This is a genomic window from Alcanivorax limicola, assembly GCF_019931215.1.
In the GTDB taxonomy this organism is placed as follows: Bacteria; Pseudomonadota; Gammaproteobacteria; order Pseudomonadales; family Alcanivoracaceae; genus Isoalcanivorax; species Isoalcanivorax limicola.
The window spans coordinates 459,845-486,576 of record NZ_JAIOUB010000003.1 but is presented as its reverse complement, the minus strand read 5'-3'; the positions used below and the strand labels follow the sequence as shown (position 1 = coordinate 486,576).

At 62.3% G+C, this 26,732-nt stretch carries 22 protein-coding genes; 12 read left to right on the top strand and 10 right to left on the bottom strand.

Annotated elements, in window-relative coordinates; translation table 11 throughout:
- Positions 1–6 precede the first annotated feature (6 nt).
- The 8 genes from K8B33_RS12310 (at position 7) to K8B33_RS16230 (ending at position 11,259) form a co-directional block, all read left to right on the top strand.
- On the top strand, positions 7–1,281 hold the full coding sequence (locus tag K8B33_RS12310; protein WP_223426884.1) for an ABC1 kinase family protein: 1,275 nt from the start codon (positions 7–9) through the stop codon (positions 1,279–1,281).
- 50 nt (positions 1,282–1,331) lie between these two features.
- Positions 1,332–1,625, top strand: coding sequence for a PA4642 family protein (locus tag K8B33_RS12305; protein WP_223426882.1), 294 nt, complete (start codon positions 1,332–1,334; stop codon positions 1,623–1,625).
- Positions 1,626–1,919: 294 nt separating this feature from the next.
- Positions 1,920–3,140 (top strand): hypothetical protein, encoded by a 1,221-nt coding sequence (locus tag K8B33_RS12300; protein WP_223426879.1) that lies wholly within the window; start codon positions 1,920–1,922, stop codon positions 3,138–3,140.
- A gap of 10 nt (positions 3,141–3,150) precedes the next feature.
- Positions 3,151–3,771, top strand: coding sequence for a class I SAM-dependent methyltransferase (locus tag K8B33_RS12295; protein WP_223426877.1), 621 nt, complete (start codon positions 3,151–3,153; stop codon positions 3,769–3,771).
- Between the two features lie 108 nt (positions 3,772–3,879).
- Complete coding sequence (locus K8B33_RS12290; RefSeq protein ID WP_223426874.1) at positions 3,880–5,142, top strand: sensor histidine kinase; 1,263 nt, start codon at positions 3,880–3,882, stop codon at positions 5,140–5,142.
- Entirely contained in the window at positions 5,139–5,693 is a 555-nt protein-coding gene (locus K8B33_RS12285; protein WP_223426872.1) for a response regulator transcription factor, read from the top strand. The genes K8B33_RS12290 and K8B33_RS12285 overlap by 4 nt, the downstream gene beginning before the upstream one ends.
- Positions 5,694–5,995: 302 nt before the next feature.
- The gene (locus tag K8B33_RS12280; RefSeq protein ID WP_223426871.1) at positions 5,996–7,675 is read left to right on the top strand and encodes an autotransporter assembly complex protein TamA; all 1,680 of its coding nucleotides are present in this window, start codon (positions 5,996–5,998) and stop codon (positions 7,673–7,675) included.
- Positions 7,672–11,259, top strand: coding sequence for a translocation/assembly module TamB domain-containing protein (locus tag K8B33_RS16230; protein WP_223426870.1), 3,588 nt, complete (start codon positions 7,672–7,674; stop codon positions 11,257–11,259). Before K8B33_RS12280 ends, K8B33_RS16230 begins: the two co-directional genes overlap by 4 nt.
- A 7-nt stretch (positions 11,260–11,266) precedes the next feature.
- On the opposite strand, the gene K8B33_RS12270 is transcribed toward K8B33_RS16230, so the two are convergent.
- Positions 11,267–11,671, bottom strand: a complete 405-nt coding sequence (locus K8B33_RS12270) for a PaaI family thioesterase (RefSeq protein ID WP_223426869.1) — start codon at positions 11,669–11,671, stop codon at positions 11,267–11,269.
- Between the two features lie 167 nt (positions 11,672–11,838).
- On the opposite strand from K8B33_RS12270, the gene K8B33_RS12265 reads away from it, so the two are divergent.
- Positions 11,839–13,557: a proline--tRNA ligase gene (locus tag K8B33_RS12265; protein WP_223426867.1), complete on the top strand. Its 1,719-nt coding sequence runs from the start codon at positions 11,839–11,841 to the stop codon at positions 13,555–13,557.
- 51 nt (positions 13,558–13,608) lie between these two features.
- Here the strand turns inward: K8B33_RS12265 and K8B33_RS12260 are convergent, their stop codons facing one another.
- Complete coding sequence (locus tag K8B33_RS12260) at positions 13,609–14,631, bottom strand: DUF4062 domain-containing protein (RefSeq protein WP_223426865.1); 1,023 nt, start codon at positions 14,629–14,631, stop codon at positions 13,609–13,611.
- A gap of 245 nt (positions 14,632–14,876) precedes the next feature.
- On the opposite strand from K8B33_RS12260, the gene K8B33_RS12255 reads away from it, so the two are divergent.
- Positions 14,877–15,623 (top strand): ParA family protein, encoded by a 747-nt coding sequence (locus tag K8B33_RS12255; RefSeq protein WP_223426864.1) that lies wholly within the window; start codon positions 14,877–14,879, stop codon positions 15,621–15,623.
- 62 nt (positions 15,624–15,685) lie between these two features.
- Here the strand turns inward: K8B33_RS12255 and K8B33_RS12250 are convergent, their stop codons facing one another.
- Positions 15,686–16,426: a TIGR04219 family outer membrane beta-barrel protein gene (locus tag K8B33_RS12250; RefSeq protein ID WP_223426863.1), complete on the bottom strand. Its 741-nt coding sequence runs from the start codon at positions 16,424–16,426 to the stop codon at positions 15,686–15,688.
- Positions 16,427–16,542: 116 nt separating this feature from the next.
- Positions 16,543–17,562 (bottom strand): zinc-dependent alcohol dehydrogenase family protein, encoded by a 1,020-nt coding sequence (locus K8B33_RS12245; RefSeq protein ID WP_223426862.1) that lies wholly within the window; start codon positions 17,560–17,562, stop codon positions 16,543–16,545.
- Positions 17,563–17,727: 165 nt separating this feature from the next.
- Here K8B33_RS12245 and plsB point away from each other — a divergent pair, with 165 nt between their 5' ends.
- Positions 17,728–20,220, top strand: a complete 2,493-nt coding sequence (gene plsB, locus K8B33_RS12240; protein WP_223426860.1) for a glycerol-3-phosphate 1-O-acyltransferase PlsB — start codon at positions 17,728–17,730, stop codon at positions 20,218–20,220.
- A gap of 13 nt (positions 20,221–20,233) precedes the next feature.
- Here the strand turns inward: plsB and K8B33_RS12235 are convergent, their stop codons facing one another.
- Genes K8B33_RS12235 through K8B33_RS12215 form a run of 5 tightly spaced genes read right to left on the bottom strand, consistent with a single transcriptional unit; the run spans position 20,234 to position 25,017 of the window.
- Complete coding sequence (locus K8B33_RS12235; protein WP_223426857.1) at positions 20,234–21,043, bottom strand: class I SAM-dependent methyltransferase; 810 nt, start codon at positions 21,041–21,043, stop codon at positions 20,234–20,236.
- Between the two features lie 10 nt (positions 21,044–21,053).
- Complete coding sequence (locus K8B33_RS12230) at positions 21,054–21,851, bottom strand: undecaprenyl-diphosphate phosphatase (protein ID WP_223426855.1); 798 nt, start codon at positions 21,849–21,851, stop codon at positions 21,054–21,056.
- Entirely contained in the window at positions 21,848–22,357 is a 510-nt protein-coding gene (locus K8B33_RS12225; protein WP_223426852.1) for an acyl-CoA thioesterase, read from the bottom strand. Before K8B33_RS12225 ends, K8B33_RS12230 begins: the two co-directional genes overlap by 4 nt.
- Before the next feature lie 13 nt (positions 22,358–22,370).
- Entirely contained in the window at positions 22,371–23,057 is a 687-nt protein-coding gene (tsaB, locus tag K8B33_RS12220) for a tRNA (adenosine(37)-N6)-threonylcarbamoyltransferase complex dimerization subunit type 1 TsaB (RefSeq protein WP_223426850.1), read from the bottom strand.
- Entirely contained in the window at positions 23,038–25,017 is a 1,980-nt protein-coding gene (locus K8B33_RS12215) for an ATP-dependent DNA helicase (protein WP_223426847.1), read from the bottom strand. The genes tsaB and K8B33_RS12215 overlap by 20 nt, the downstream gene beginning before the upstream one ends.
- 129 nt (positions 25,018–25,146) lie before the next feature.
- On the opposite strand from K8B33_RS12215, the gene mobA reads away from it, so the two are divergent.
- Complete coding sequence (gene mobA / locus K8B33_RS12210; RefSeq protein ID WP_223426845.1) at positions 25,147–25,725, top strand: molybdenum cofactor guanylyltransferase MobA; 579 nt, start codon at positions 25,147–25,149, stop codon at positions 25,723–25,725.
- A gap of 95 nt (positions 25,726–25,820) precedes the next feature.
- On the opposite strand, the gene K8B33_RS12205 is transcribed toward mobA, so the two are convergent.
- A complete protein-coding gene (locus tag K8B33_RS12205; protein WP_223426843.1) occupies positions 25,821–26,657 on the bottom strand; it encodes a hypothetical protein in 837 nt (278 codons plus the stop codon).
- Positions 26,658–26,732 lie beyond the last annotated feature (75 nt).

The following is a 26,732-nucleotide window of genomic DNA, read 5'->3' as shown; positions in this document are numbered from 1 at the left end:
GTCAGTATGCCAGCATCATCAGGGCCAGCATCGCCCGCCCGCACCCGGATCAGCGCCCCACGCCTGATCTGGCACGGGCGTGGCCGCTATATTCGCGTTCTGGGCACCATTCGTCAGCTGCAGCAGGCCTTGTGGCAACACCGGGATCTGCTGCGCAGTAAAGACGAAGACGCGCGTATGCCACTGCACGAAGATGTAGCAACTGCCGTGGCGGAGCTCTGCCGCCGTAACGGCGGCGCCTGGATCAAGTTCGCCCAGTTCCTGAGCTGCCGGCCAGACCTGCTTCCCCCGCCTTACATCGACGCCTTCACCGCCCTGCGCGAAGATGCGCCCAGCGCCCATTTTGACGATGTGCAGCCGTGGCTGGAGGAATTGCTGGGCAAGGACTGGGCCAGCACGTTCAGCGCCTTCAACATCATCCCCGTTGCCTCCGCCTCCATCGCCCAGGTGCACCGCGCAACACTGGCCGACGGCACCGAAGTCGCGGTGAAGTTGCAGCTGCCAAGAGTGCGTCAGGAATTCCACGAAGATGCTGCTGCCTTGCGGGCACTGACCCGCGTGCTGGCCCCCCTGTTGCGGGAGGTTGATCTGCGCCAGGTGGTCAACCAGCTGATTGCGACCACCGAGCGCGAGCTGGACTTCAATGAGGAGGCCCGGCATCTGGAAGAATTCTCCGCTCTGCCCCACGGTCCGAACATCCGCGTGCCCCGGGTGTTTCCGGCGTTGTGCAGCGAGCGGCTGCTGGTGACTGAATGGATGGAAGGCCCCAGCCTGTCCCAGATACTGGAAGCCGACGACGAAACCCGGATAAAGCCGTTGCTGGAAACGCTGCTGGACAGCACGCTGCAACAGGTACTGGAGTTCGGCCTGTTCCACGCCGACCCTCATCCCGGCAACTTCATTGCCATGGACAGCAAGACACTGGCCGTACTGGATCTTGGCGCCGTAGAACACCTCAGCGCGGAAGATCGGCAGCGCTATACGCTCCTGTTGATGGCACTCCTGAAGAGCGATGGCACACCGTTGTTGCCCCTGTTTGAGGCCGCCGGCTTCGGGGGCGTCGACGAAGCGCGTCTGACATTGCTGTCGCAAGCGCTGATTGCCGCGCGCGAGCATGACGCCACACTGGCCAGCAACCTGCGCACGTTGATGGATGAATTCCGCCGCCTGCATTTGCGGATACCAGACCCGTTCGTGGCCATGGTGCGCGTGCTGATCACCGTGGGCGGCCTGATGACCCGGTACAGCATCCCGTTCCGCTGGCCCGCCCTCAACGGTTGAATCCCCGACACAACCCCCGGATAATGCCGCCCCCAGCAGGAGAGATCCCCATGAGTGAGCGGAAAGACAAGAAGAAGGTGATCGGCGAGCCGATGACCGACGAACAGATCAGGGCCTTTCTCGGCGGCCAGCCTGAAAGCGGCCTGAACGCAGATTTCCATCTGCTGCAACGTGCCTACCGCAGCCTGCGTGAAGAGGATTTCGACCGTTTCCTGGATATCTTCACCGATGCCGGTGGCAACGTCAGCGCCACCGACCCGGCCGGACGTACCCTGGCAGACATCATTGCCAACCATGCCCAGTCCGCCGGTTACCTGGACATTCTGAAGCGCCGTTTACAATAATGTGACGAAAAGCTGCCTTGCCCGCAGAGCAAGGCAGGCATCCTCGCACCACGCCCCGCGCATCAATAACTCGCTGATATCTATATATAAATCATTACAGACTCTTCGTTTGGCACATCTTGATGGCGGTTTACAACGCGCCCTGGGCCACTCCGGGATTGCCCGGGTCGCCGGACGGTCTGTTCAAAGAGGCCGGGATTGTGGCAATGTCTGGGCTCAGGCACCGAAAAGAAGCACGACATCACAAAAAAAAGACCTGCAAGACATAAAACAAGACTTAAAAAGAGCCCCGACATGAAAACAAAACCTGCTGCTGCCAGCATGGTCTGGCTTGTACTGTTGCTTGCGACCACCCTCTCCCTGAAAGCACACGCCCTCACCGACGACGGTCCCGACGACGAGATGGATGAGGTCACCCCGGAAGAGCTGTCCTATATCGATATTCCGGTGGATGAGCGCATCTTTCTGACACGCTGGAATGATGTGCCCTACAACAAGCGCTTCTTCGATTACTCACCCGCAGAAATTGAAGCACGCTGGGGCGAGTTCATGATCGGCCTCCGTGCGCCCTTCCCGTCCGCCGGCTATCTGGAGTACATGGGCTCCAACCACCCGGAAATTCTCGAAAATGTGGAGAACTTCCGCGGTTACGAGGATCTCAGCCGCCGACTGGTTGAGGTCTGGCGTCTGTTTCTGCGCGGGGACTTCCAGCAAGCCCGTGAAGACGGCCTCAAGCTCGGCATCATGGGCCTGTACCCGGCAATGTTTTCGCAGATCACCTACGCCATTTACCTGGCAGACCGTCAGAGCGAGAAATACATGATGCTTCAGGATGCCGCCAACCGCATCCGCGAACATATCTATCTCGTTGACCGCCTGGAAGACGATCCTATCGCCTCTGAGCTGGTAGCCTTTACCAAACTCGGGCACGCCTACGCCATCGCCCGCATCGCAGAAGAGTCTCCGGTGCCCGTCATCGTGGTGCGCGGCTATATCGGTCTGATCAAGGATAATGCGGAGGAGATCGTCGAGATTGAGCCGGATCATCCTCTGGGTCATGCGTTTCGTGCTGCTGTAGATGCCAATATCATGCGCCGCGTGGGCCGTGCGACAGGCCGCATGACCTATGGCGCACGCAGTGTGGTGGTGGATGAATCCTTTGCCAAGGCATTTGAAATGGCGCCGGATATTCCGATTCTCAATTACGAATACGCCAACGCCATCATGTACATGAGCCGCAAGCGCGATCTCAACCAGGCGATTGATTACCTGACCCGGGCAACGCGCTACACACCCACCTGGTCCATGGATGCGCTGGATACCATGTACGCCTTCAAGCGCCTGCAGGAAGCTCATCTGTACGACCAGCATTACCGCAGCTTCCGCGCTTTCGAGCGCCATCGCCGGCGGTTCAGCCGGACTACCGACCATAACCTGACCAACGTCCTGAGCCCGCCATTGAACCGGGACATGATGGAAAATCCGCGGGACTACGCGTTGCCGGACGTAGAATAGCGGTGCAGTCATGAGCTGGTACGCCGACACCCTGTTCCCGCCCTTGCTTGACTGGGCCACCCGCCCGCTTGACCGGGACCGGGATGCCCTGCTTGCCAGCGCGCGTGGCACGGTGTTGGAGCTAGGCGTCGGCACCGGCGCCAACTTCAGTCGCTACCGTGACCATGCCAGCGACATCCATGGCATTGAGCCCGGCGCGGCCATGTTGGCGCGGGCCCGGGCGCATGCCCTGAGCCTGCCCCGCCCGACACGCTTTCACCTTGTCGAAGCCGGTGCGGAAGCGCTGCCTTACGAGGATTGCAGCTTTGATACGGTGGTGGCTTGCCTGGTGTTCTGCACCATTCCCGACCGGGAGGCAGCGGCGCGCGAGATTGCTCGCGTGCTCAAGCCCGACGGTCAGCTGCTGGTGCTGGAGCATGTGGAAAGCGAACGCAAAAGCACCCGCCTGATCCAGCATGGCCTCAATCCGGTATGGCGGCACCTCGCCTGCGGCTGTCAGTTGACTCGAGACACCGGCACGCTGTTGCAGCAATCCGGTTTTGACACCCGTGGGCTACAACGTCGCCGCCACCCGAAGCTGCCGGGCTTCGCTGGTGAACTGTTGCAAGGGGTCGCCACCCTGGCGCGCTGAACTGGCACCCTGAGGCGCGCCGCTGTCTCCCCAGGCAAATTGCCGCACCCCCGAATCACCTGAGCCGGGTACAATATCCGCCTCATCGCCACCACCTCCCGGAGCCCCATGCAGACCAGCTGGAACGATCCTCGCGCCTGGCGTCGGCGCCTGCTGTTTCTTCGCGGCGGCCTGGTCACCGCACTGGGCATGCTTTATCTGGTTGCCGACCTGCAGGCCGCCTCTCCTGTTCCCACAGTGCTGGCTCTTTTCTGGCTGGCCCTGCTCTGGCTTCCGTCACTGCTCTTTCTGGCCACCCGCAATCGCACGGGCCGCATCCAGTGGCTGCTGTTGTGGGCCGAGATCCTGCTCGATCAACTGCTGTTCATGGCGCTGCTGCACCAACTCGGCGGCTCCTCAAACCCGCTCGCGTTCTATCTGCTGCTGCCCGTCCTGATCGCCGCCATGTCCCTGCCTCTGATGGCCAGCCTGATGCAGACGCTGGTCGCCCTCGCCGGTTATGGATTGACCCTGCACTGGCATCTGGTGCCCCGTCATGACACCCACCTGCATGCGCTGACGCACGACATGCACCCCAATCACGGTCTGGGCATGTGGCTGGCCTTTACGCTGGTGGCGCTGCTGCTGACGCTGCTTGGCCAATTGCTCCGGCAAGCGCAACAACAAACCCAGCGCAGCCACAGCACGGCCCTGACCCTGGCGCTGCAGCGCGAGCGCATGTACCAGATCGGCGCGACGCTCGCTGACCGGGCTCATGAGTTGAATACGCCGCTCTCCACCCTGTTGCTGCTCAGTGAAGACCTGGCCAGCCGCGAGGAACTGCCTGCCGACTGCCGGGAAGATCTGACCCAGATCAGTGCACTGAGCCGCCGCATCGCCGCGCTGCTGCGTCCCCCGGGGAGCGACAATGGAGCCCTGAATACGCCACAGCCGCTGTCCGCACTGTGCCAGGACCTTGCAGCAACCCTGAAGCACCTGGCCCCGTCATTGACGGTGACCTGGGAAGGCCCGTTTGATCCGCTGCTCACCGACGCCACCACCTGGCAGCGCGTGCTCGCCAATCTGGGCTACAACGCCTGCGATGCCGGCGCCGGCAGGCTGCTGATTGCCTGCACCACCAGTGCCAACGGCACCATCATCCAGATCAGTGACGATGGGCCACGCCAGCAGACGCCGCAAAGCCGACATGCCGGGAGCAACGGCATGGGTATCGGTCTGGCGCTGGTAGAAACCAGCCTTGCGGCGCTCGGCGCCGAGCTTGAACTGGACTTTGATCGCCGCTGGACCCAGGCCCGTATTATCCTGACCGCCCCGGTGCAACAGGCCACCACGGACAAGCCGGTGGCGCCGACCGACGGAGAACAGGCATGACTCAGCAGATTCTGGTTGTCGAGGACGACGACGCGCTGCGCACCCAGTTGCAACGGGTGCTGACCCGCCGCGACCATGATGTGGTCATCGCGTCATGTGCGGAGGAATGCCGGGCGGTGCTCGCAACAAGAAGCGCGCCGCTGGATGCGGCGATTCTGGATCTCAATCTCGGTGACGATAACGGTCTCGACCTGATCGAGCCGGTACTGGCCCACTCCCCGAAGTGTCGGATACTGATGCTGACGGGCTACGGCAGCATCCCCACGGCGGTAGCGGCCACCCGGCGCGGGGCGCACAACTATCTGACCAAGCCCGCCAGCCTGGACGAGATTCTGGGCGCGCTGTCCGCCAATCCCGATACGGAAACTCCGTCGCTACCCAGCGCGCCCCCCTCACTGGAACGCCTGGAGTGGGAGCATATACAACGGGTTCTGGAAGAGCATGAGGGCAATATATCGGCTGCCGCACGCACGCTGGGCATCCACCGGCGGACATTGCAACGGCGCCTGAAAAAGCGCCCCAGTGCCGACGACTACTCTCGTGATTACTGACGGCCCAGCTGTTTCCTCGTTTTTTTCAATGTTTGCCCTTCTCTACCGATGATCTGAACTGCAAACTGTCAGCGGTATCTGCTAAGTTGTCGCGCTTCACTTGGGTCGGCCTCGCCGAGGTGTAGCATCGGCCCTGTGCAGGCCACTTTCGTCAACGCTTTGTCACCACTCACGCGCACAGGCACCTGATGCAGCTACTCTTCACGGGCACGTCGTCCACCACTTCCACATCATCGCGTCCGAACCGGCGGCGCTATGCGCGCGCCCTCGGCGCTGTGGTGGTATGGGGGACGGTGCTGTGGATGACGACAGCCGCCGCACAGGCTGAGCCCGTGATGCAGATCAGCGGGGGCAGCGATGAGGTGCAAGAAAATATTCGCGCCCATGTGAACATCGCCAATGAACCGTGTGAACTGCCCAGCTGGCGCGAACGTGCGCTGTTACGCACGGCCCGTGAACGCGCCGACAACGCCATGCGGGCGCTGGGCTACTACCGCACCGACATCACCACCGAACTCGAACGCCGTAACAGTTGCTGGCGTCTGCTGATGACCGTGACACCCGGCCAGCGCATCACGGTGGGTGAGGTGGATATCCGCATTACCGGCGAGGCCGAGGATGACCTCGCCTTTCGTCAACTGCTGCGTGAGCCGCGCATTCGCGAGGATGACCCCCTCCGGCATTCTGATTACGAGGCCATGAAGACGGCACTGGTGCGGCTGGCAGCGGACCGTGGCTACCTGCAAAGCGAGTTGCTCGAGAGCCGCCTCGAAGTTGATATTGACACGGGCAAGGCCCATGTACGGCTGGCGCTCGACAGCGGGCCGCGCTATCGGTTTGGCGCCGTCACACTGGACCAGAGTGTGTTGGTAGAGGATCTGGCGGTGCGCTTCATTCCCTTCAACGAGGGCGATTATTTCGAAAGCCGTCAACTGATCAGTCTGCAGCAGTCACTCAATGGCAGCGGCTACTACGGCTCGGTGCGCATCGATACAGACCCTGACGATGACACCTTGCGCATACCGGTGCACGTCACCGCCACACCCCGGCCACGGCACGGCTACCTGGCGGGTATCGGTTTTTCCACCGATATCGGCCCACGTATCCGGCTGGGTTACGAAAACCGTCGCGTCAACGACCGGGGTCACCGCTACAACACCGAGATAGAAGCCTCGCCCGTGCGCTCGGGTGCCGGTATCAACTATGAAATCCCTCTGGATGATCCCAACCGGGAGCGCGTCAATCTGTCATCCAGCTACCAACGCGAGGACACCGGCACCAGCCTCAGCGAGCGTTACCGCGTCGGCGCAGCGCATTTGCGCGAGCTGCGTACCGGCTGGATTGCCACTACCTCTCTGGAATTCGAGCGTGAATTCTTCACCATATCCGGTGACAGGGATCGTACCGATCTGCTGATGCCGGGTTTTGAGCTGTCCCGCACACGCGGCAATCATCCGATCTACCCGACGCGAGGCTGGACCGTCAGCGGCAAGATACGCGGCGCGGAAGACAGTGTCATATCGTCAGTCACCTTTGTTCAGGTTCGCGGGCGCGCCAAAGCCGTCATGCCCTTGCTCGGCGGCCGCATCCTAACACGCATCGAGGGAGGTGCCACGGAAGCCGAAGAGGTCATTGAGTTGCCCACATCCGTGCGTTTCTTTGCCGGGGGTGACAACAGCGTGCGCGGTTACGGCTATCAACGGCTCGGTCCACGTAACAGCGATGGCGATGTCATCGGTGGCCGTCACCTGCTCGCCGGCAGCATCGAATACGACTATCTGTTTTTGCCCAGCTGGGCCGTTGCCGTATTTGTTGACGCGGGTAACGCGTATGACACGTTGAATGATTTCGAAGCGCTATACGGCTACGGACTCGGGGTACGCTGGCGCTCCCCCATCGGCCCGATCCGCATTGATGTGGCACGTCCCTCGGATGGCCGTGATCCCTTCCGCCTGCACATCAGCATGGGGCCAGACCTGTGAGCCCCGCATCCATCATGCAGGCGCTGATGCGCTGGCTACGCCGTGGCCTGCTGGCCATGCTGCTGCTGGTGCTGCTCAGCCCACTGATCCTGCTGGGAGCCATGGCAACCGAGGGCGGCAGCCGCTGGCTGCTTGAGCGCGCCCTGAGCTACGCACCGGGTACCGCCAGCATCGCGCAGATTGATGGCACACTGCTGCACGGCATCACGCTTGAGGGGGTGCACTATGCGCATCCGGCATTCACGGTGGAAAGCGACCGCTTCAGTCTTGCCCTGGTGATGCCGGCGCTGCTGCAACGCCGCCTGGCCGTGAATACCCTGCGCGCGGAACGCCTGCACATCACCCTTCACCCTGGCGAGGAGGACAGCACCGAGCCAGAGCCAGACACCACACCCTTTCATATCGATCAGCTGGACGACATCAACCTGCCGCTCTCGATAGCGATTCACGGCGCCAGTGTCACGCATTTCACACTGACGCTGGCCAACGGCACGGACATCGTCCTCGACAGCATATTGCTGGCTGGCAGCACCGACCGCGATCAACTGCACCTGCAACAGCTGTTTGTCAGCCAGGGGGACTATCGCATCAGCCTCGGCGGCAAGCTCGGTCTGCACCAACCGTTTCACCTGGATACCTGGGCTGACTGGCAGGCCCCCGTCCCTGATGCGCTACGTCAGACACTGGAAGGGCCGGACGCTCCGGCCGATACAGAAGAAGCCGCCCCCCTGCTGGCGACGGCGGATGCCCGGGTGCGCGGTACCCTGGCGGAGCTGGCCATTGAACATCGCCTGCACACACCGCTGGCCCTGCGCAGCGACGGCATGCTGCGCCCGTTCGATCAACCGCTGGCCTTTGATCTGGAAAACAGCTGGCAGGCCCTGACCCTCTACAGTGCCGACAACCAGCCGCTTTCCCTGGCGGATGGCGCGCTCGCCATCCGCGGCACACCGGAGGCTTACCGTCTGCGACTCGACAGCGGCACCAGCCTGCCGGATCTGCCGGCCATCACCCTGAGCCTGCTGGCCGAGGGCGACAGCCAATCCCTCGCCATCGAAACAGCCAGGCTGGACATCGCCGAGAGTCATATTCTGATCTCGGGCGATCTGGCCTGGGCTCCCACACTCAGCTGGGACCTGAACCTGGCCATCACCGACTTCGACCCGGGCCTGCTGATCCAGGAAATGCCCGGGCAGCTGCAGGTGGATGCCCGCATCAACGGCAGTCTGGAAGACCAGCAACTGACACTGGGTCTGGCACTGAACGAGCTCAGCGGCACGCTGCGACAGCACCGCGTCAGCGGCGGTGGCCACCTGCAACTGGCGCGCCATGCGGATGACGCCCTGACCGACAGCCGCATCACCAGTGACCTGCGTCTGGCCGCCGGCGCAAACCGTGTCAGCCTGCGCGGCACTGCGCACCAGCGCCTGGATCTGACGCTGGCCCTGGAAGGCAATGATCTGGCCGCCCTGTGGCCCGGCCTGCACGGCACCCTGCAACTGGACGGCAGGGTGCGCGGCACCCGCAGTAACCCGATGCTGGAGGCCCGCATCAGCACCCCCTTGGCAGGTTTTGAAGGATGGCGCATCGAGGATCTGCTGCTGGCCGTGGATGCACGGAACGGCAGCGAAGAACCGGTGATGAACCTGAACCTGAGCACCGGTGCGCTGACGCGCGATGGCGAACTGTTGCTGGAGCGGGTGGCCACCCGGGGCGATGGCAGTGCCAGCGACCACCGCATCGACTGGGATATCACCGCCCCCCAGGGCAGCACCCGGGGGGCGGTAGCCGGCATGCTGAAAGAATTGCGTGCCTGGCAAGGGATGCTTCGGTCGCTGGAAGTGGACAGCCCGATATCAGGCCTGTGGCAGCTGGACCGTCCCGCAGCGCTGGGCTTCTCGGCCGAAGCGGCACATATCGCCCCGGCCTGTCTGGTGGCCGAAGACAGCAGCCTGTGCCTGGATGGCAACTGGCGCGCCGGCGGTCCGATTGACGCCCGCCTGGACCTCAGCAATCTGTCACTCGCCTATCTGGCTCGGGAACTGCCCGAAGATGCCGCAGAGCTGGAGGGGCATATCAATCTCAGCGCCAGTTTCCAACAGCGGCAGGGCCGCAACACAGGCAACGCCGACCTGCAGGTCAGCGCTGGTCGCCTGGCGCTCTCCAGTGGTCGGGACGAACCCTATGAACTGGTGTGGCGAGGCCTTTCCGCCCATATCGACCTGCAAGACACCTTGCTGGATGCCAATCTCGTCTTCGACGTGGACGATACCAGCGGCACCCGCGCCAACCTGCGTGCCGAACTGGCCGGCAACGATACGCGCCTGAATGGCAGCCTCCATACTCATCTGGACGACCTCGGCTGGGTGGAGGCACTGGCCCCGAGCCTGCGCAATATTCGCGGGCGCCTGCGCGGCGATCTGACACTGAGCGGCACGGTGTCCGCCCCGCGCTTCGGCGGTCAACTGGTGCTGGATGAGGCCGCAGCCGATGTGCCGGAAGTCGGCTTGTCGCTGCAGGACATCCATCTGATGGCCATCGCTCGCCGCTCCGGCGAGCTGGACCTCAGCGGCCAGGTGCGCTCTGGCGATGGCGAAATCCGCCTGACCGGCGACCTGGATACGCGCGAACCCCTGCCGTGGCCATTGCGGCTGCAAATCAAGGGCGAGAATTTCCTCGCTGCGCAACGACCGGACGCCCGTGTGGAGATCAATCCGGACCTGGATATCAGTGTTGCCCGCAATCTGGTTACCATTCGCGGCGAGGTCACCGTGCCACGCGCCATGTTCACGCCCCAGGAACTGCCGCAGCAAGCCATCTCGGTGTCCCGGGATGAAGTCATTCTCCAGGACGACGAGGAAGAGGCATCACTGTGGAAGATCGATACCGACATTACGGTGCGCCTGGGTGATCGTGTCCGCATCTCGGGTTTCGGCCTGGAAGCGCGCTTCGCTGGCGCGGTGCGCATCGAGGACAAGCCGGGACGCACCCCGCGCCTGATCGGGGAAATTCGCATCGAGGATGGGCGTTACAGAGCCTACGGTCAGAATCTGCATGTGGAACGGGGCACCCTGATTTTCCAGGGCCCGCCGGATAACCCCGGGCTGGATATCGTCGCCGTGCGCCACGTCACCGCCTATAACGTGCGCGCCGGCCTGGCCATTGGCGGCACACTGCAGGACCCGCGCTCGCGCATTTTCTCCGAGCCCTCGATGGAAGAAACCGAGGCGATGTCCTATCTGCTCACAGGGCGCCCGCTGGACAGCGGTTCCGATGCCGACGCGGCGGTCATCATGCAAGCGATTATTCTGTACGGTATCGAGCGCGGGGATTTCATTACCAACCGTCTGGGCCAGGAGCTGGGCGTGGAAGTGGGGCTGGACAACGAGGGCGAAGCGGACGAAGCGGCACTGATGCTCGGCAAACAACTGTCGTCACGGCTTTACCTGCGCTACAGCATCGGCCTCTTCGAAGCGCTGAACACGGTCATGCTGCGCTACACCCTGAGCCGCAGCCTGAGCCTGGAGACACGCTCCAATACGCGCGAAAACGCCATCGACCTGATCTTCCGTACCGAGCGCTGAAACAGGCTTATGGCAGCGCGTAGATACCGGTAACGTGGGCCACCGGCGCCTCATCGCCTTCACTGAACAGCGTCACTTCCAGCACCACTGAGCGGCGCCCCAGACGAATGATCCTGCACTCCGCCAGCAGGTCTCGCGGCGCCGGCCGGCGCAAGAAATTGATATTCAGATTCTGGGTCACGGCCATTTCCAGACGCCCCAACGTCCCCAGAATCGCGGCATACATCGCCGCATCGGCAAGCCCCATCATGGTCGGGCCGGACAGCGTGCCGCCGGGCCGAATCATCTTGTCGCTGAACGGCTGACGCAGTCGTGAGCGATGCTCGCCCGCCTGCTCCACTTTCAATCCCGAACCCGCTGTTGCCGGCAAGCCGCTATAGATAATCTGCTCGACTTCTTCCGCACTGAGCATGTGTTCTCTCCCGGGTTCGGTTGCGATAACAGGACGCTCATCATACCCCCCGCCCCGGGCCCGCAACAGCGCTCGACTGACCCGCCTGGCATGGGCTGACGCCGGATGGACTTACGCCGGGGATGCCATACAATGGCCGTCTTTCACCGGACAATCAGGATTTGGCAATGCGCACCTCCCGTTACCTGCTGGCCACCGTCAAGCAAACACCCTCCGACGCTGTCGTGATCAGCCACCAGCTGATGCTGCGCGCCGGCATGGTCCGCAAACTGTCCTCCGGCCTGTATAACTGGTTGCCGCTGGGCCTGCGGGTACTGCGCAAGGTGGAGCAGATCATCCGGGAAGAAATGGATCGCGCCGGCGCCCAGGAAGTGCTGATGCCGGTGGTACAGCCCATGGAACTGTGGGAAGAATCCGGCCGTGCCCCGGCCTATGGCCCGGAGCTGCTGCGCATCACCGATCGCCACGACAATGCTTTCTGTCTGGGCCCGACCCACGAAGAAGTGATTACCGATCTGGTGCGCAACGAGCTGCACAGCTACAAGCAGCTGCCGATGAATTTTTATCAGATTCAGACCAAGTTCCGTGATGAAATCCGGCCCCGTTTCGGCATCATGCGGTCGCGGGAATTCATCATGAAGGACGCCTACTCCTTTCATGTAGATCAGGCATCGCTGGCCGCCACCTATCAGGTCATGTACGACACCTATTGCCGCATCTTCGATCGCCTCGGCCTGGACTACCGCCCCGTGGCGGCGGACACCGGCGCTATCGGCGGCTCCGCCTCCCACGAATTCCATGTGCTGGCCTCCTCCGGTGAGGACGCCATCGCCTTTTCCGACAGCTCGGACTACGCCGCCAACGTCGAACTGGCCGAAGCAGTTGCAACGGGGGAGCGCGCCGCGCCTGCCGAGAGCATGACGCTGGTTGATACACCCGACGCCCGCACCATTGCCGAGCTGGTCGCACAGTTCAAACTGCCGGTGGAAAAGACCGTGAAAACGCTGGTGGTCGCGGCAGCGCCGGAGACGGGCAGCAAACTGGTTGCACTGCTGGTGCGCGGCGATCACGAACTCAACGACATCAAGGCCGAAAAACTGCCACAAGTCGCCAGCCCGCTGCGTTTCGCCGACGAAGGCGAAATACGCGCAGCCATTGGTGCAGGCCCCGGCAGCCTCGGCCCGGTGAATCTGCCGATCCCCTGCGTGATCGACCGCAGTGTGGCGCTGATGAGCGATTTCGCCGCTGGCGCCAATCAGGACGGCAAACATTACTTCGGCATCAACTGGGAGCGCGATCTGCCCCTGGCGGACATTGCTGATCTGCGCAACGTCGTGGAGGGCGATGCCAGCCCCGATGGCGAAGGCACGCTGACCATCAAGCGGGGCATCGAGGTGGGCCATATTTTCCAGCTCGGCACCAAGTACTCCGAAGCATTGAAAGCCACCGTGCTGGACGAAAATGGCAAGAGCGTGGTCATGCCCATGGGCTGCTACGGTATCGGCGTGACCCGTGTTGTGGCCGCTGCCATTGAACAGAATCACGACGAGCGCGGCATCACCTGGCCTGACGCCATTGCCCCGTTCCAGATCGCACTGATCCCGGTCAATCTGAAGAAAAGCGAACGCGAGAAGGCAGTCTGCGAGCAGCTCTACGCGGATCTGACCTCCGCTGGCTACGAGGTGCTGTATGACGACCGGGAAAAAGAACGCCTGGGCGTGAAACTCGCTGATGCCGAACTGATCGGCATTCCCCACCGCATCGTCGTCGCTGAACGCGGTCTGGATGAGGGACAGCTGGAATATCGCGCCCGCCGCGATGACGACAACACCATGTTGTCGGTTGATGAGGTGCTGGATTTCCTGGAACGCCGCATCAAGCGCTGAGTCGATACCACACCGGGCAGAACCACGCCGGACAGAACCACGCCGGGCAGACTAGCGGCGCTTGCGGGCCAGTATCTGGGTCATGGCCTGATCCCCCAGCGGGGTCAGTTGCCAGGTGATCTGCGACCGCCCCGGGCGTGGCGGGCATTTGCGGATCATGCCCAGCGCACGCAAGTGAATCTTGACCTGATTGAAGCTGTCGGTGTCCAGCACGACGTTACGCACCGCATGAGCCTTGGGCCACTGCACCTGCACATCGGTGAGCGCGCGCGGTGCGATGTGCTCCTCCAGCGCCTGACGCATCACCATTTCTGATACTTCGTCGAGCATCTGTGGTGCCACGCTGGCGATCACCTGATCCCAGCTGATGCTGGTGCGGGCCGCAGTCACCTTGCAATCCCCTTTCACGAACACGTTACAGCTGTAGCCCAGCAGCACCTGATCCGCACCACGGGCCAGCTGCTCCAGCGGCGGCCGCATGCTTTGCGTCAAGACGTCTCGCTCGCTCTCCAGGGCCTCAATGCGCTGCTTGAGCGCACGCACCTCCAGCTCTGATGTGGCGCTGGAGTCCGTGGCCCTGACCCAGCCCGATCCGGGAAATTTCTCGATCAGCGCCGGCAGCCCTTTTTGTACGGCTGCGCTCAGATCAGTGGGAGCGTTCCAGTAACGCACCAGGCATTTTTGTTGCAAAAGCTGGCGAAAATCATTGAAACGCACATCCCCTTCGCGAGAGGTTTCTCGCCGCTCCGGCGGCAAGAAGTCGGGCGCATCATGCAGCAACGCCAGTACCGGCTTCCCTTTGGTCGCCGCGTAGACATACTCGCGGTGGGTATAGGAGAGGCCGATCGGCGACAGCGTGCCGTAGCGCCCGCCCACCAGCACCAGATAGTAGTCACATTCGTTGATCAGCTTCTGAATCATCGTCCAGTGATTATTCGATTCACTTGGCGACAACTCCATGCCCGTCGGAATCATGCCCATGGACAACAGACCCAGCATCAGCTCCTGCCGCGCCTCAGGCAAGTCACTGTAAGTCGAACTGACGAAAATCTGATACTTGCGCTCGATACTCAAGCGGGCTCCTGTCACCGGACGTCTGGCGGGCCTGACTGCACCGCCAGCGACGTTGAAATATGAATAGCGTCACATGTTCTGAAGCCACGTATTAAAGCCACTTTGCCCTCCGGTCACAAGTCAGCGCGCCGGGTGCATTGCGCTCGCTCGACCGGTCCTGATCCGCAACAGCGCCTCCCGTGTGGTCGATTATCACCGGCTTGGGGTACAGTACAGGCTGATACCGGGTGCCGGGAGAGCTTACAGTGCATACGATTGCCTTCTACAACCTCAAGGGCGGTGTCGGCAAAACCACCACCGCCGTCAACATTGCCTGGCATGCGGCGCGCTGGAAACACCGCACACTCTTGTGGGATCTCGATCCCCAGGGTGCGGCCAGCTTCTATCTGGGCGTGGATGGCAGCCGCCCCTACAAGACCGGCAGCCTGATCAAGGGCAAGCAGCAGATTGGCAATCTGCGCATGGAAACCCGCTGGCCCGGCCTGGACGTTATCCCCGCCGACATCAGCCTGCGCAATCTGGACCTAAAGCTCGCCGAGCCCGGTGCCGGGCGCAGCAGTCTCAAGCGCCTGATAGACCCCCTGAGCGAAACCACCAGCCTGACTCTGCTGGATTGCCCGCCAACCCTGAGCCCGGTGGCAGAGAGCATCTTTGCGGCAGCGGATTATCTGGTGGTGCCGGTGATCCCCACACATCTGTCACTGCGTGCCTTCGAGCAGGTGGTACAGTGGCTGGACCAGAAAGCCTTCAAACACCTGACGGTGCTGCCGTTCTTCAATATGGTGGACCGGCGGCGTCTGCTGCACGTGGAAATGCTGGTCAAACCGCCCGCATTGATGCGCCAGCGTCTGAAAACCTGGATACCCTACTCAACGCATGTGGAACAGATGGGCGAGCATGCCGCACCCGTGGGGGAGTTTGCGCCGCATACGCCCGCCGCGCGGGCGTACCGGGGCTTGTGGTTCGAACTGGCGGAAAGGCTGAAGCTCTGACCGCGCTGTGCCGGACCGCCGGCCTGGCGACCCGACCATCGTGGCCCGACCAACGTGGCCCGTCAAAATGTCAGTGAGAGCGCCAGGTAAGGCCCGCCGAATTCCAGATCGGTATCCAGACCGCTGACATCGTCCAGTTCGACATTGAACTGGCTGTAGCCCAGCTCGACGCCGAGCAGGAAATCCGAGACCCAACCCGCCTTGACGGTGTAGTCCTCGACACGGCTGCCGTCATAACGAATGGCATTGATCTCGGCACCGGCGTAGAGGCCGCTGAAAGGCAGATTGCCGCGCGCCGCCAGATGCAGCATCGGGAAGGTTTCCTTCGCCGTCTCGCGCCCGTCATCGCCGCCGCTGCGCATACGGAAATCAGCGTCCACACGGCGCACATTCAGACCCACATCCAGCTTCACCACATTGTCCAGCGGCGTGTAATAGAGCGTGAGGTCCGTCATGTCCAGATCGAATTCCGATTGCACCTCATCCGTAATCACGAAAGTACCGCCACCAAACTGGAAACTGCGCTCGATGGTGTTCCGTGAGGAGTCTGACATCACCATATGCTTGAGCCGCACATTCGGCACCATTGGCACAACATGCTCGAGCCCGAAATACAGCACGTTCTGCCGCTCACGCCCGTAGCCCAGATCATCTTTCATATCGATATCGTCGTTGCCGGAGGCAATGGTGCCGGAGAGACTGGCATTCCAGGTATAGGCTCCCGCATAGACATCAATCAGGGGGGCGCTCTGCGCGGCAGGTGCCAGGGCAACCAGGCCAGCGGCCATAAGTGTCTTGCGCATCATGCGATGTCCTCGCCTTGTTGTGATTTCTTTTGGGCATTACTGCCCCGAAGTCTGCTCCCCGAGTATCGCATCAGCACACCGCTGTGGCCAAACCTGCACACCCGGCAACCGCATCAACGGTCGAAATCAATGCACAACTTGCCGGTATGCGTCGCCGCCTGCATCGTCGCCAGCGCCTTGCCCAGCTCGGAAAAACCAAATACCTGCCCGATCACCGGCCTGAGCGCCTGCAACGTGATCGCCCGGTTCATGGCCTCGAACTGCTCACGATGCCCCACCGTGATACCCCGCACCGTCACATTCATGGCCATGATTTTCGCCGTGGGCACCATGCTGGCCACGCCGGTCAGCACACCAATCATCGAGATATGGCCGCCGATCGTGACAGCACTGAGTGATTCCGGCAGCGTGCCGGCGCCACCCACCTCCACCACCATGTCCACGCCCTCACCGCCACACGCCTCGCGCACGGCGCGGCCCCAGCGCGGCTGGGCCGTGTAGTTGATCAGATGATCCGCGCCCAGTGCCTCGGCCAGGGCCAGTTTTTCGTCAGAGGAGGAAATCACCACAGTCTCAGCCCCCAGCATGTGGGCAAACTGCAGCGCAAACAGGCTGACGCCGCCGGTGCCCTGAATCAGCACACGACTGCCGGCGCGCACCTGGCCCTCTTCCACCACAGCGCGCCAGGCCGTCAGCGCCGCGCAAGGCAACGTGGCCGCCTCGATATCGCTGAGATGCGCCGGTGTCGGTACAAAAGCCGCGGCCGGTGCCACCAGATACTCCTGCATGGCGCCCGGCACGGTTTCGCCGGTCACCTGGCGCAGCTTGGCCAGCCCCGGCGCGCCCGCCTGCCAGGCGGGAAAAAAGCTGGTAGTCACCCGCTGGCCTTCACGCAGGGACGTGACGCCCTCGCCTACAGCCTCCACGACCCCCGCGCCATCGGACAACGGCACCTGGGGCAGCGCCATCTTCGGGTTGGCCATGCCCAGCACCGTTGCCAGATCATGGTAGTTCAGCGACGCGGCGCTCAATCGTACCCGCACCTCGCCGGGCGCAGGCGCGCTCGCCTCCGGGGCATCCCGGATCTCGCGCAGCCCGTCCAGCCCGAATCGCTCCAGTAGTACCGCTCTCATCAGGTTCTCCCTTATCGGTTTGCGGGCATCATACATGACCAGTCGGTCACAGAAACAGGCGAGACAACACACAGCGTTACACCCTGAAATATCCCGCCGCTATGCCGGAAGCTCTCGTTTGTTTACACTTTCGTCACCTTTTCAGGCCATATCTCGACAAATACTATGACATTCTGGTTTGGTCTCGACCGCCTCTTCTTTTTTCTCGCTCGCCTGTTTCTGACCTGGTGCACTCAGACGACCAGTCTGCCCAGGGATATCAGCGAACTGGCGCTGGATCCCACTCGGCCCGTGATGTACGTGCTGCGTGACGCCTCTCTGGCCGACATGCTGCTGCTGGATCGCGAGGCCCGCCGTCTGGGACTGCCCAGCCCGCTGGACGCGCTGCCGCTGGAAGGCAAGACGCTACGCCGACGCTATTACCCGCTTTACCGTCGCCAGCGCATGGTGGGCCGGGAGCGCATCAGCGACACGCCGCGACGCCTCGTACAGGTCATCGAGAATCTGGCGCAACATCCGGAGCAGGATGTTCAGTTGATCCCCGTTACCCTGTTCTGGGGTCGGCGACCGGAGAAAGAGAACTCCCTGTGGAAGATCATCTTTGCCGATAACTGGTCGCCCCCCGGCTTCATCAAGAAATTCTTCATCATCCTGACTCAGGGGCGGCAGCTGTACCTGAACTTCAGCCAGCCCATGTCCCTGCGCCAGCTGGTCGACGAACACAACAGTACGGCAATGACGGTGCGCAAGACGCAACGCATTCTGCGAGTGCACTTCCGCCGTCAGCGCGAGGCCATGATCGGGCCCGACCTGTCCCACCGTCGCACCCTGGTGACCTCACTGGTGGAAAGCGGACCGGTACGCGAGGTCATCGCCGCCAGCGCCGCAGAAGCCGGCGAACCCTATGAAAAGCACGAGGCGAAAGCACGGCGCTACGCCATGGAAATTGCTTCCGACTATTCCCACACCGTGATCCGCTTTCTCGAAGTGGTGCTGGAGTGGGTCTGGAATCGTCTGTACAGCGGCTTGCGCGCCTACAACATCGACAAGCTGCACAGCGTGGCCAGCGACCACGAACTGATCTACGTACCGTGCCATCGCAGTCATGCAGACTATCTGTTGCTGTCCTATCTGGTGTACAAGAACGGCCTGGTGCCGCCGCACATTGCCGCTGGCATCAACCTGAACCTGCCCGTCGTCGGCACCATCCTGCGCCGGGGCGGCGCCTTCTTCATGCGCCGCAGCTTCAAGGGCAATCCGCTCTACGCCACTGTCTTCAATGAGTATGTGCACACCATGCTCACCCGTGGCTATTCCGTGGAATATTTTGTTGAAGGCGGCCGCAGCCGCAGTGGCCGCATGCTCAAGCCCCGCCCCGGCATGCTTGCCATGACGGTGCAGAGTTTCATCCGCGACCACAGCAAACCGGTGGCACTGGTGCCGGTATATATCGGCTACGAAAAGCTGATTGAAGGCAGTACCTATATTGGCGAAATGCACGGCCAGCAGAAGAAAAAAGAAAGCATCTTCGGCTTTATGAAATCCCTGTCCGTGCTGCGCAAGCATTTCGGTCAGGTGCACGTGAATTTCGGGGACCCGTTGCTGCTGAAGGATTTTCTGGACCAGCAAGCGCCGTCATGGCGCGAGGCACCCGCCCAGGGCACGCTGCCCGCAGACATCAAAAGCGCCGTCGAGCATCTCGGCAATGAGGTCGTTACCCGTATCAATGCAGCGGCGGTGGCCAACCCGGTCAATCTGCTCAGCCTGGCGTTGCTGGCAACCCCCAAACACACCATGGACGAGGTGCAGCTGCGCCAACAGCTGGCGCTGTATATCCGCCTGCTGCAACAGGCCCCCTACAGCAGCGCGACCACCACGGCGGATACCGACCCGGAATCCATCATCCGTTACGGGCTGGATAACCAGTTCATCCATCGCATCGAGCATGCCATGGGCGATCTGATCAGCACCGATCAGGTGACCGCATTGCAGATGGCCTACATCCGCAACAACAGCCTGCATCTGTTCGTCCTGCCGGGGCTGGTGTGTTCGTTGCTGGGGGATGGCCGGGATATTCCCCGCAGCCACCTCAAGCGCCTGGTGCGCCTGCTGTACCCGTTCTTCCGCTCGGAGTATTTTCTGCACTGGCAGGGCACCGCCGAGATTGATGCGGCAGTTGAAAATATCCTCGGCGTACTCGCCAGCCAACAGCTGGTGCACGACAACGGTGACACCGTTTGTGGCGCCGCATTGCATACCATGGCCTCCGATCTGCTCAGCCATCTCGGCCAGACGGTTGCCCAGGCGCTGGAGCGCTATTACCTGACAATTCGCATTCTGGTGCAGCATGGCGACGCAAGACTGACAGCAGATGCGCTGGAAGAACTGGCCCACCTGACCGCACAACGTCTGTCTTTGCTGTACGAATTCAATTCACCGGAATTCTTCGATCGTGCGGTGCTGCGCAACTTTATTCATCAGCTTCAGGTTTACGAACTGGTGCAAGTGGGCGAAGACGGGTTGCTGCGCTTTGATGAACGCCTGCAGGCCATGGATGATGAAGCGCGACGGATTCTCAGCCCGGACCTGCGCCAGGGCATCGTGCGGCTGACACGACTGTGCGAAGCGCAGCACGCCAGCACAGACAGCGCAGCCTGATGGCGGCGCTGTCTCAGGGCAGCGTCAGATAAATATCAAAGCGTACGGTTTTTCCCGGCAGGGCATGAGAGGGAGAAACGCCGGCCAGCGGTGGCGCACGCAAGGGGCGCTTGACCACCACCCGCTTGCCAGCCAGTGCGCGGGCCGCCGCCAGCAAGGCGGCCTCATCCGCCTCCGGCGCCACGCCGCACAGCTGCTGCAACCAGAGCAGATCCTTCTTGATGGCGGCAGATTTTTCCCGCTCCGGAAACATCGGGTCCAGGCAGATCACCTCAGGGCGCGGCAGGCCGCTGTGCAAGCGCTCCCGCATCCAATCCAGACTGTCGACCTGCAGCGGCTGCATACGCTGGGCCATCTCCGGGTCCCGCCGCAAGGCATCCACCAGCATGGCGTGCAGCAACGGCTGCCGCTCCAGCAGGATCAGCTCCCAGCCTGCGCCAGCCAACAGCGCCGCGTCGCGTCCCAGCCCGGCGGTCGCGTCCACCAGCAAGCCTTTCTGCACCACAGAGGCCGATGGCTGTTCCGCCGCCTCGTTTTTGCTGCCCGGCATCCCCACCTTGCCCGCAGCCCGCACAAGACGCTCGTGGCGGGCCCGTTCGGCGGCCAGGCGATAGCCCATGCGGCCCGCGCCGAAATCTACCGTCAGCGGCTTCTCACGCCCTTCCGGGCGCCACAGGCTGAGCATGCCATCACGGTAGCCCATCACCAGCGCAAACCCCGCTGCGGCGGCTGCGGCTTCACTGGTCACGCGCACGCCGGGCAGCGCGCCCGGCGCATCAGGCAGCAATGCCACGCCGGCACTTGCTTGTGCAGCGCTTGTCACAGGATGCTCGTCACAGGAAAAACGCCACCAGCAGAAGCCCCAGAGCCAGACGGTAGATAACGAATGGCAGCATACCCAGCCGGGTTACGAGCGCGATAAAGAAGCCGATAGTGAGGTACGCCACCACGCCGGCCACCACACTGGCCACCAGCAACTGCGCCAGGGTGAATATCTGCTCGGCCTGCGCCAGATCGAAGCTCATCAGCACGATGGCGCCGAGAATCAGGGGAATGGACATCAGAAACGACAGGTTGGCCGCATCATCGCGACGCAACCCCAGCAACAGTGCTGCCGTGATCGTGACGCCACTGCGCGATGTGCCCGGAATCAGCGCCAGCATCTGGGCCAGCCCCACCAGCGTCGCCACCCCCAGGCCGATTCCCATCAATGTCATCTCGCGGCGACCGATCACGTCGGACACCCATAACAGGACACCGAATACCAGGGTGCTGGAGGCGATCACGGCAACAGAGCGGGTATGTTCGGCAATCAGGTCCTTGCCCAGAAAACCGACCACTACAGCCGGCAATGTAGCCCAGGCAATCAGCAAGGCAAGCCGCAGATCAGGATTGATGGTGCGAGTACGCGCACCGCTGAGCGCTCCCCGCGTCATATCCATCAGCTTGTGGCGGTAATACCAGATCACGGCGAACAAGGTACCGATATGCACGGCGACGTCGAAGGCCAGCCCCTGGTCTTCCCAGCCAAGCAGCTGCGACGGCAGAATCAGGTGGGCAGAACTGGATACAGGAAGAAATTCTGTCAGGCCCTGGATAATCGCCAGGACGAATGTTTGCAGCCAACTCATCCGGCACCACGCTCCCGCCGGATATCCTCACTGGGATAGATATCGATGAATTCCTGTGGCATACGCCGGGGCTTGCCGGTATCCAGCGCCACACAAACCCATTGGGTGCTGCCACGAGCCAGTGTGGCGCCGTCGCTGTCGCGCACGATCTGGTAATGACGCTCCATACTCAGGCGCTGGTCATTGAACACCACCCAGGTGGCAATCCTGAGCGCATCGCCCTTCAGCGCGGGCCGCAAATAATCAACTTCAGTGTGGCGGGCGACGAATCCCCGATTGAGGCGTGTATAAGCATCCCACCCCAGGCCCAGCGCCTCGGTGTGGCTCCAGGCGGCAAGTTCGAACCACTGCACGTAAGCGGTGTTATTGGCATGGTCCATGCGATCAATGACATCCTCCCCCACCACCAGCGACACGATGTGCGGGGCCGGATAGTCCCAGTGATGGGCAGACTCGCCGTCAGACCCACAATCAAACCCAGCGTCAGAATAGTTTTGGTCCGTCATCTGCTTACCCCCGTTATTTCTTCGCGCCTGGCGCCGCATGGACAACCCGGTCACGCAGGTACACCGGCATCGCATTCTGCGCGGACACCCCCTCACCCGCCGCCAGTCCTGCCCACGCCAGCCGCGCCACAGTCCCGGCACGGGGGCAGACCGTCTCGTCCCACTCGGTCAGTGTGGGCACCGCCGCCTGCAGGGCGGCCTTATGTACGCCGCCCGAACCACCCCCGCTGCGCAGGTTCTGCGGCAATGACGGCAGCGCCGTCGGATGTGCCAGGCAATCAACCAGCAACGTTTTCAGTTTGTGTTCACCCACTCGCTCATAAGCGCCCAGGTAAAGCTCGCCCATGCGCGCATCGAAGGCAATCAGTGCCGGGCCTGACAGACCACGGTCGAAGCCCGCCAGCGCCGCCGACGCCAGGGTCGACACGCCGAGCACCGGGCGATCCAGTGCATAGGCCAGCCCCTGGGTGACGGCCACAGCGATGCGCACACCGGTAAACGCGCCAGGCCCCTGCCCGAAAGCGATGCCATCCAGCTGCCCCCGGCTGACGCCTGCCTCGGCCAGCAGCGCAGCCACCATCGGCAACACCCGATCTGTCTGTCGGCGTGCCGCCAGCTCGAAATGCTCCAGCACTTGGCCGTTGTCCAGTAGCGCGACCGAACAGGTCTCTGTCGCCGTTTCAATTGCCAGTATTTTCATGTGTGGGCTTTTCATCCTTCAGGTTCTGCATCCGCTGCGCATCCTCTGCCTGCAGCATACGAAAAAAACGTTCCACCACCTCCCGCTTTCGGGTGCGGGTCATGCCCGGCAGGCTGTCGAGAAAAAGACGCCCGTAACTGCGACTGACAATACGCGGATCCGCCACAACCAGCAGCCCGCGGTCCGAAGGGTCGCGAATCAGACGCCCTGCACCCTGGCGCAGTGTCAGCACCGCCTGCGGCAACTGGAAATCACGGAACGGCTGGCCACCGCGCTGGCGGATATTGTCGATCCGCGCAGCAGCGACCGGATCGCCGGGGGATCCGAACGGCAGCTTGTCGATAATGACGCAGCTGAGCGTATCGCCGCGCACGTCGATACCTTCCCAGAAACTGGCTGCGCCAAGCAACACCGCATTGCCCAGGTTGCGAAACTGTTCCAGCAATTGGCGACGACCGGCCTCGCCCTGGACCAGCAACGGAAAATCCAGCCGCGAGCGCAACAACTGCGCCGCCTCGCGTAATGCTCTGTGACTGGTAAACAGAAAGAAGGTTCGCCCACCCGCCGCCCGGATAACCGGCAGCATGGCATCCACCACAGCGCGCGTATAATCGGGCGAATCCGGCATCGGCAGGTCTTCCGGCACGTACAACACCGCCTGACGGCGAAAATCGAAGGGGCTTTCCAGCCGCAGCGTGGTCGCCTGGCCGAGCCCGAGGCGCTCGGTAAAATGCTGAAAATTACCGGCCACCGATAACGTCGCGGAGGTAAAAATCCAGGCGCAGCGATGCCGGGCCCGATGGGCGTCGAAGGCGTCCGCCACGGTCAGCGGTGTCGCATGCAGCATGAACGCCCGGCGGAAATTCTCGAACCAGTAAACCTGCTGGGGATCCGCAGCGGCAACCAGCCGTCGCAGGCTGGTTTGCAGCTCCCGGGCACGGCGACAGCAGCTGTCCATGCCTCGGGTGGTCTTGTGCAACGGTTCCAGCGCCCCGTCCAGTTCCTCCAGTTGCGCCAGCAGCGCGTTGACCGCCTCGTTGACCGCCGGCAGGCTCGCTATCTCGTTCCAGGGCGCACGCCGCCCCTCTTCGCCCATGGCGAGACGCAGATCCGCTACACAGCGGTCTGTGGCGGCACACAGGCTGTTGAGCGACTGCAAGTCCGCGGCCGTATGGCTCGCTTCGCTGAGCAGGTCACGGGTCAATTCCGTAATCTGTCGCGCACTGACAGATTCACCAAAGAAACTGGCGGCCACATCCGGCAACTGATGCGCCTCATCGAAGATCACCGCGTTGGCGCTGGGCAGCAGATCCGACACGCCCTCGCCCTTGAGCGCCGCGTCAGCAAAGAAAAGGTGGTGATTGACCACCACCAGGTCCGCTTCCTGGGCGCTCTGGCGCGCCTTCATCAACGGGCATTCGCTGTAGCTGGGGCAATCCTGACCCAGGCAATTGTCCGTCGTGCTGGTCACCCAGGGCCAGACCGGGGCGTCTTCGGGCAGCTCCTGCAACTCAGCAAGATCGCCGGTGCGTGTGCGTTGCGCCCAATGATTGACGATCTGCAGTTGCTCGGCCGTTTCCCGCGTCAGAAAGCGGGCCTCCTCACGATGCAACGCCAGCCGATAGGGGCAAAGATAATTTGCCCGGCCTTTCAATAGTGCCACCTGCCGGCGCACGCCGAGCGCCTTGACCACCACCGGCAGATCCTTGAAGAACAACTGGTCTTGCAGACTCTTGGTGCCCGTGGACACAATCGTCGGGCCATCCGCCAGCAACGCGGGCACCAGGTAGGCCAACGTCTTGCCGGTGCCGGTTTCCGCTTCTACCACCAGGGTCGAGAGGTCGGCGAGCGCGCTTTCTACCGCTGCTGCCATATCCAGCTGCGGTGCCCGGGCACTGAAACCGGGAATCGCCGCCGCAAAGCGCTCACCGTCGCGGAGCACGTCTCTGACCTGACTCACTCACTTGCTCCTGTCATGATGGCGCTCTCACTCCGAATTGCGAGAGCATAACGGATGCCGGGGACCGACCCAAGCGCGGGCCCGGCACAATATTATTGCGTCATTGCGCCATGAGGCGCTGGAACTGCTATGACAGACGGTCGCGACAACCATTACTCCCTGATCATCCTCGCCGGCGGCGCCGGCAATCGCATGCAGGGCGCCGACAAGGGTCTGCTACCCCTGGACGGCCAGCCGCTGGTCGCCCACCTGCTGGCGCGCTTTGGCGGGCACGGCGATGCGCTGATCAGTGCGAATCGCAATGAGGAGGTGTATCGCCAACTGGGGGCACGGGTCTGCGCGGACCGCCACGGCGGCTTTCAGGGACCACTGGCCGGTATCGACGCCTGCCTGCCCCATGCTGCACACCGCCAGTGCCTGGTCGTGCCCTGCGACATGCCATGGCTGCCGGACAACCTGCCCTCGGTGCTGCTGCAAGCGCGGCACACTGACAGCGATATAGCCATCCTCCACGATGGCGAACGGCTGCAGCCACTTTGCATGTGTCTGGACAGAGATCGCTGGCGGGACGACCTGTCAGCGTATCTGGAAAGCGGCCAACGCAGTGTGCATGGCTGGCTGGCAGAAAAACCGGTCAGGGAGGTGGTGCTACCAGCGCCCGCCGATGCGTTTCGCAACCTCAACACGCCGCAGGAATGGCCGCGTTGATGGCCGTATTGAAGACCTGAGTGTTACCAAATTACACAACAACAAAAAACCCCGCCGAGGCGGGGTTTTCTGTTGTTGCATGTACAAACCGCTAATCAGCTGGCTGAAGCGGCCTTGGCCTTCGGCGGACGACCGCGACGAGCGGCTTTCTTCCGGGCCGGGGTCTTGCGAGGCGCCTTGCGAGCGGCGGCTTTCTTCTTGCGAGCCGGGCCCTTGCGTGCTGCCTTCTTGCGCGGCGCTGCCGCCTTGGCTTTACGCGGGGTTGCCGCTTTCTTGGCTTTCGCCTTCACTTTACGCGCCGCTTTTTTCGCCTTGGCCGCAGCTTTCTTGGCCTTGGCAGCAGCTTTACGCTCAGCGGCCTTTACCTTGGCGGCTGCTTTACGCGCAGCGACTTTGGCTTTGGCGGCTGCCTTCTTCTGGTCAGCCTTCTCTTTCTTGGCGTCCTTGGCAGCCTGGGCACGCACCTTGGTAGCGTAGTTACGCTCGGCGGTACGCAGCTTCTTGCGCTCACGGGTCACCAGCTTCTTCGCTGCCGCCAGCTCACCACGGACCAGTTTCATCTGGTCGCGCAGTTCCTTGGACTTCAGGGAGGCAGCGCTGACTTTCGCGCGGGCCGCCTCGACAGCACGTTTGGCGGCCTGAGTGCCATTTTTACGGGCTTTCTCACGCTTGGCCTTCAGGTCAGCGCGGAGTTTCGCCAGTTTGGCGTTCTCTGCATCAACCTTCTTGCGCTGGGTAGCGAGTTTGGAGGTAGCGCCGGCTACTTTCTTGTCGGCTTGATCCAGCACTTTCTGCTGCATCTTCACCTTTGCTTCGGCATTGGTTATGGATTTGGGAACTGCCGGTTTCTTGACGGCTACTGTTTTGCGAGCAGCGGTCTTGCGAGCAGCTGCCTTTTTGCGGGTCGCGGTTTTCTTAGCCACACGAGCCATGATCGATCTCCTAAGCTATTGCATTGTTTTGGTACTGCAACGGTTGGAAAGTAGCATAAAAAAAAATCAGTTGGT

What these genes read in the sequence shown, in the direction of transcription:
- K8B33_RS12310 (WP_223426884.1), top strand. Translation starts at nt 7, where the DNA reads ATGCCAGCATCATCAGGGCCAGCATCGCCCGCCCGCACCCGGATCAGC.
- K8B33_RS12305 (WP_223426882.1), top strand. Translation starts at nt 1,332, where the DNA reads ATGAGTGAGCGGAAAGACAAGAAGAAGGTGATCGGCGAGCCGATGACC.
- K8B33_RS12300 (WP_223426879.1), top strand. Translation starts at nt 1,920, where the DNA reads ATGAAAACAAAACCTGCTGCTGCCAGCATGGTCTGGCTTGTACTGTTG.
- K8B33_RS12295 (WP_223426877.1), top strand. Translation starts at nt 3,151, where the DNA reads ATGAGCTGGTACGCCGACACCCTGTTCCCGCCCTTGCTTGACTGGGCC.
- K8B33_RS12290 (WP_223426874.1), top strand. Translation starts at nt 3,880, where the DNA reads ATGCAGACCAGCTGGAACGATCCTCGCGCCTGGCGTCGGCGCCTGCTG.
- K8B33_RS12285 (WP_223426872.1), top strand. Translation starts at nt 5,139, where the DNA reads ATGACTCAGCAGATTCTGGTTGTCGAGGACGACGACGCGCTGCGCACC.
- K8B33_RS12280 (WP_223426871.1), top strand. Translation starts at nt 5,996, where the DNA reads ATGACGACAGCCGCCGCACAGGCTGAGCCCGTGATGCAGATCAGCGGG.
- K8B33_RS12270 (WP_223426869.1), bottom strand. Translation starts at nt 11,671, where the DNA reads ATGCTCAGTGCGGAAGAAGTCGAGCAGATTATCTATAGCGGCTTGCCG.
- K8B33_RS12265 (WP_223426867.1), top strand. Translation starts at nt 11,839, where the DNA reads ATGCGCACCTCCCGTTACCTGCTGGCCACCGTCAAGCAAACACCCTCC.
- K8B33_RS12250 (WP_223426863.1), bottom strand. Translation starts at nt 16,426, where the DNA reads ATGCGCAAGACACTTATGGCCGCTGGCCTGGTTGCCCTGGCACCTGCC.
- K8B33_RS12245 (WP_223426862.1), bottom strand. Translation starts at nt 17,562, where the DNA reads ATGAGAGCGGTACTACTGGAGCGATTCGGGCTGGACGGGCTGCGCGAG.
- plsB (WP_223426860.1), top strand. Translation starts at nt 17,728, where the DNA reads ATGACATTCTGGTTTGGTCTCGACCGCCTCTTCTTTTTTCTCGCTCGC.
- K8B33_RS12230 (WP_223426855.1), bottom strand. Translation starts at nt 21,851, where the DNA reads ATGAGTTGGCTGCAAACATTCGTCCTGGCGATTATCCAGGGCCTGACA.
- K8B33_RS12225 (WP_223426852.1), bottom strand. Translation starts at nt 22,357, where the DNA reads ATGACGGACCAAAACTATTCTGACGCTGGGTTTGATTGTGGGTCTGAC.
- tsaB (WP_223426850.1), bottom strand. Translation starts at nt 23,057, where the DNA reads ATGAAAATACTGGCAATTGAAACGGCGACAGAGACCTGTTCGGTCGCG.
- mobA (WP_223426845.1), top strand. Translation starts at nt 25,147, where the DNA reads ATGACAGACGGTCGCGACAACCATTACTCCCTGATCATCCTCGCCGGC.
- K8B33_RS12205 (WP_223426843.1), bottom strand. Translation starts at nt 26,657, where the DNA reads ATGGCTCGTGTGGCTAAGAAAACCGCGACCCGCAAAAAGGCAGCTGCT.